The sequence below is a fragment of the Pseudomonas sp. Sample_16 genome, from assembly GCF_004307665.1.
Taxonomy (GTDB): domain Bacteria; phylum Pseudomonadota; class Gammaproteobacteria; order Pseudomonadales; family Pseudomonadaceae; genus Aquipseudomonas.
In genome coordinates this window covers 1-3,766 of record NZ_RCOB01000111.1, presented here as the reverse complement: position 1 = coordinate 3,766, position 3,766 = coordinate 1, and the positions used below count along the sequence as shown (strand labels likewise).

General features: G+C 60.5%; 3 protein-coding genes. All 3 read left to right on the top strand.

The genetic code is table 11. From position 1 onward, the window contains the following. The first annotated feature begins 143 nt into the window (after positions 1–143). Positions 144–1,121: a dipeptidase gene (locus D8U69_RS16250; protein ID WP_056853892.1), complete on the top strand. Its 978-nt coding sequence runs from the start codon at positions 144–146 to the stop codon at positions 1,119–1,121. 78 nt (positions 1,122–1,199) lie between these two features. Further along, positions 1,200–1,730 carry a 4-vinyl reductase gene (locus D8U69_RS16245; RefSeq protein WP_039757633.1) on the top strand — a complete coding sequence of 177 codons (531 nt, stop codon included), beginning with the start codon at positions 1,200–1,202 and terminating at the stop codon, positions 1,728–1,730. Positions 1,731–1,745: 15 nt separating this feature from the next. Further along, a partial coding sequence (gene dgcA, locus D8U69_RS16240; protein WP_130907716.1) for a dimethylglycine demethylation protein DgcA occupies positions 1,746–3,766 on the top strand: 2,021 nt, incomplete at its 3' end.

Below are 3,766 nucleotides of genomic sequence, written 5' to 3'. Positions count from 1 at the left end.
CGACGACCCTTTGTCGCGGATTGACGCTTTCGGCAATTCCCCTGTCGTTTTTGCACCCGGCTGCCCCCGCACCGAGGCATATGCTGGCCCCAAAGCGCCGGCAGACGATTCGGCGCATGAATCGCTAACAAGGGGACAGCCTGATGAGCCCAGCCGAATTGCACGCCGACAGCATCGTTATCGACGGGCTGATTATTGCCAAGTGGAACCGTGAACTGTTCGAAGACATGCGCAAGGGCGGCCTGACCGCAGCCAACTGCACCGTGTCGGTGTGGGAGGGCTTCCAGGCCACCGTCAACAACATTGCCGCCAGCCAGAAACTGATCCGCGAGAACAGCGACCTGGTGATGCCGGTGCGCACCACGGCAGACATTCGCAAGGCCAAGGAAGTCGGCAAGACCGGCATCCTTTTCGGTTTCCAGAATGCCCACGCCTTTGAAGACCAGATCGGCTATGTCGAGGTGTTCAAGCAGCTCGGGGTTGGCATCGTGCAGATGTGCTACAACACCCAGAACCTGGTGGGCACCGGTTGCTACGAGCGTGACGGCGGCCTGTCGGGCTTCGGTCGTGAAATCGTTGCCGAGATGAACCGTGTCGGCGTGATGTGCGACTTGTCCCACGTTGGCTCCAAGACTTCCGAAGAAGTCATCCTCGAATCGAAAAAACCGGTCTGCTACTCCCATTGCCTGCCGTCGGGGCTCAAGGAGCACCCGCGCAACAAGTCCGATGAAGAACTGAAGTTCATTGCCGACCACGGTGGTTTCGTCGGCGTGACCATGTTCGCGCCGTTCCTCGCCAAGGGCATCGATTCGACCATCGACGATTACGCCGAAGCGATCGAATACACCATGAACATCGTCGGCGAAGACGCCATCGGCATCGGCACCGATTTCACCCAGGGTCACGGCCAGGACTTCTTCGAATACCTGACCCATGACAAGGGCTATGCCCGCCGCCTGACCAGCTTCGGCAAGATCATCAACCCGCTGGGCATCCGCACCGTCGGCGAGTTCCCGAACCTGACCGAAACCCTGCTCAAGCGCGGCCATTCCGAGCGCGTGGTGCGCAAGATCATGGGCGAAAACTGGGTCAATGTCCTAAAGGACGTCTGGGGCGAATAAGCCACCGCACTTCTGAATCCTTTCCTGCGGCCGTCCGCGCCGCAGGCAACACAACGAATTTTCTGGAGTTAAGTTTCCATGGCCAAGATCGCCCCGCAATTGCCTATCGAAGTCGACAGCGAAACCGGTGTCTGGACCTCCGACGCCCTGCCGATGCTGTACGTGCCACGGCATTTCTTCGTCAACAACCACATGGGCATCGAGGAAGTGCTGGGCGCCGAAGCCTATGCCGAAATCCTCTACAAGGCCGGCTACAAATCCGCCTGGCACTGGTGTGAAAAAGAAGCCGAGTGCCACGGCCTGGAAGGCGTCGCGGTGTTCGAGCACTACATGAAGCGTTTGTCGCAACGTGGTTGGGGCCTGTTCAAGATCCAGGACATCGACCTCGACAAAGGCACCGCCAGCGTCAAGCTCGAGCACTCGGCATTCGTCTATGTCTACGGCAAAGTCGGGCGCAAGGTCGATTACATGTTCACCGGCTGGTTCGCCGGCGCCATGGACCAGATTCTCGAAGCCCGTGGCAGCAAGATCCGTACTGTGGCCGAACAAGTCTACGGAGGCTCCGAAGAGGGCCACGATGACGGCTTGTTCATCGTCAAGCCGTTGTAAGCCGAGGACCGTGCCATGGCTTTCGAAGCAATGTTCCAGCCGATCCAGATCGGCAAACTGACCATCCGCAACCGCGTGCTCAGCACCGCGCACGCCGAGGTTTACGCGACCGACGGCGGCATGACCACCGACCGGTACGTCAAGTATTACGAAGAGAAGGCCAAGGGCGGGATCGGCCTGGCGATCTGCGGCGGTTCGTCCGTGGTTGCCATCGACAGCCCGCAGGAGTGGTGGAGTTCGGTCAACCTGTCCACCGACCGCATCATTCCGCACTTCCAGAACCTGGCCGACGCCATGCACAAGCACGGCGCCAAGATCATGATCCAGATTACCCACATGGGCCGTCGCTCGCGCTGGGACGGTTTCAACTGGCCGACCCTGATGTCGCCGTCAGGCGTGCGTGAGCCGGTGCACCGTGCCACTTGCAAGACCATCGAGCCGGAAGAGATCTGGCGGGTGATCGGTAACTACGCTCAAGCGGCCCGCCGCGCCAAGGCCGGTGGCCTGGACGGTGTCGAACTGTCGGCCGTGCACCAGCACATGATCGACCAGTTCTGGAGCCCGCGCGTCAACAAGCGTACCGACGAATGGGGCGGCACCTTCGAAGGCCGGATGAAGTTCGGTCTGGAAGTCTTGAAAGCCGTGCGCGCCGAGGTCGGCGACGATTTCTGCGTCGGCATGCGCATCTGTGGTGACGAGTTCCACCCGGACGGTCTGTCCCATGAAGACATGAAGCAGATCGCCAAGTATTACGACGACACCGGCATGCTCGACTTTATCGGCGTCGTGGGTTCGGGTTGTGACACTCACAACACCCTGGCCAACGTGATTCCGAACATGAGTTATCCACCGGAGCCGTTCCTGCACCTGGCGGCCGGTATCAAGGAAGTGGTCAAGGTTCCGGTGCTGCACGCGCAGAACATCAAGGACCCGAACCAGGCCACGCGTATTCTGGAAGGCGGTTACGTCGACATGGTCGGCATGACCCGCGCGCACATCGCCGACCCGCACCTGATCGCCAAGATCAAGATGGGCCAGATCGACCAGATCAAACAATGTGTCGGCGCCAACTATTGCATCGATCGTCAGTACCAAGGCCTGGATGTGTTGTGCATCCAGAACGCGGCGACCTCCCGTGAATACATGGGCCTGCCGCACATCATCGAAAAAACCACCGGCGTGAAACGCAAAGTGGTGGTGGTCGGCGCCGGTCCTGCGGGGATGGAAGCCGCTCGTGTTGCCGCCGAACGTGGCCACGACGTCACCCTGTTCGAGAAGAAAGAATTCATCGGCGGGCAAATCACCACCGCCTCGAAGGCGCCGCAACGGGACCAGATCGCCGGTATTACCCGCTGGTATCAACTGGAACTGGCACGCTTGAAAGTCGACCTGCGCCTGGGGACCGCGGCAGATGCGCCGACCATCATGGACCTGCGTCCGGACGTGGTAGTGCTGGCCGTCGGCGGCCATCCGTTCATCGAGCAGAACGAACACTGGGGCGCGGCTGAAGGCTTGGTGGTCAGCAGCTGGGACATCCTCGACGGCAAGGTGGCGCCAGGCAAGAACGTGCTGGTCTACGACACCATTTGCGAGTTCACCGGCATGTCCACCGCCGACTTCATTGCCGACAAGGGCAGCCAGGTCGAGATTGTCACCGACGACATCAAGCCGGGCGTCGCCATCGGGGGTACGTCGTTCCCGACTTACTACCGCAGCATGTACCCGAAAGAAGTGATCATGACCGGCGACATGATGCTGGAGAAGGTCTACCGCGAAGGCGACAAGCTGGTGGCGGTACTGGAAAACGAATACACCGGCGCCAAGGAGGAGCGGGTGGTGGACCAGGTGGTCGTGGAAAACGGCGTGCGCCCGGACGAAGAGATTTACTACGCGCTGAAGGAAGGCTCGCGCAACAAAGGCCAGATCGACGTCGAAGCCTTGTTCGCGATCAAGCCGCAACCTTGCCTGGAGCAGAGCGGCGACGGCTACCTGTTGTTCCGTATCGGCGACTGCGTGGCCCAGCGTAACGTGCATGC

Excerpts from the sequence above, each read along its gene's own strand:
- D8U69_RS16250 (WP_056853892.1), top strand. The coding sequence starts at position 144 with ATGAGCCCAGCCGAATTGCACGCCGACAGCATCGTTATCGACGGGCTG.
- D8U69_RS16245 (WP_039757633.1), top strand. The coding sequence starts at position 1,200 with ATGGCCAAGATCGCCCCGCAATTGCCTATCGAAGTCGACAGCGAAACC.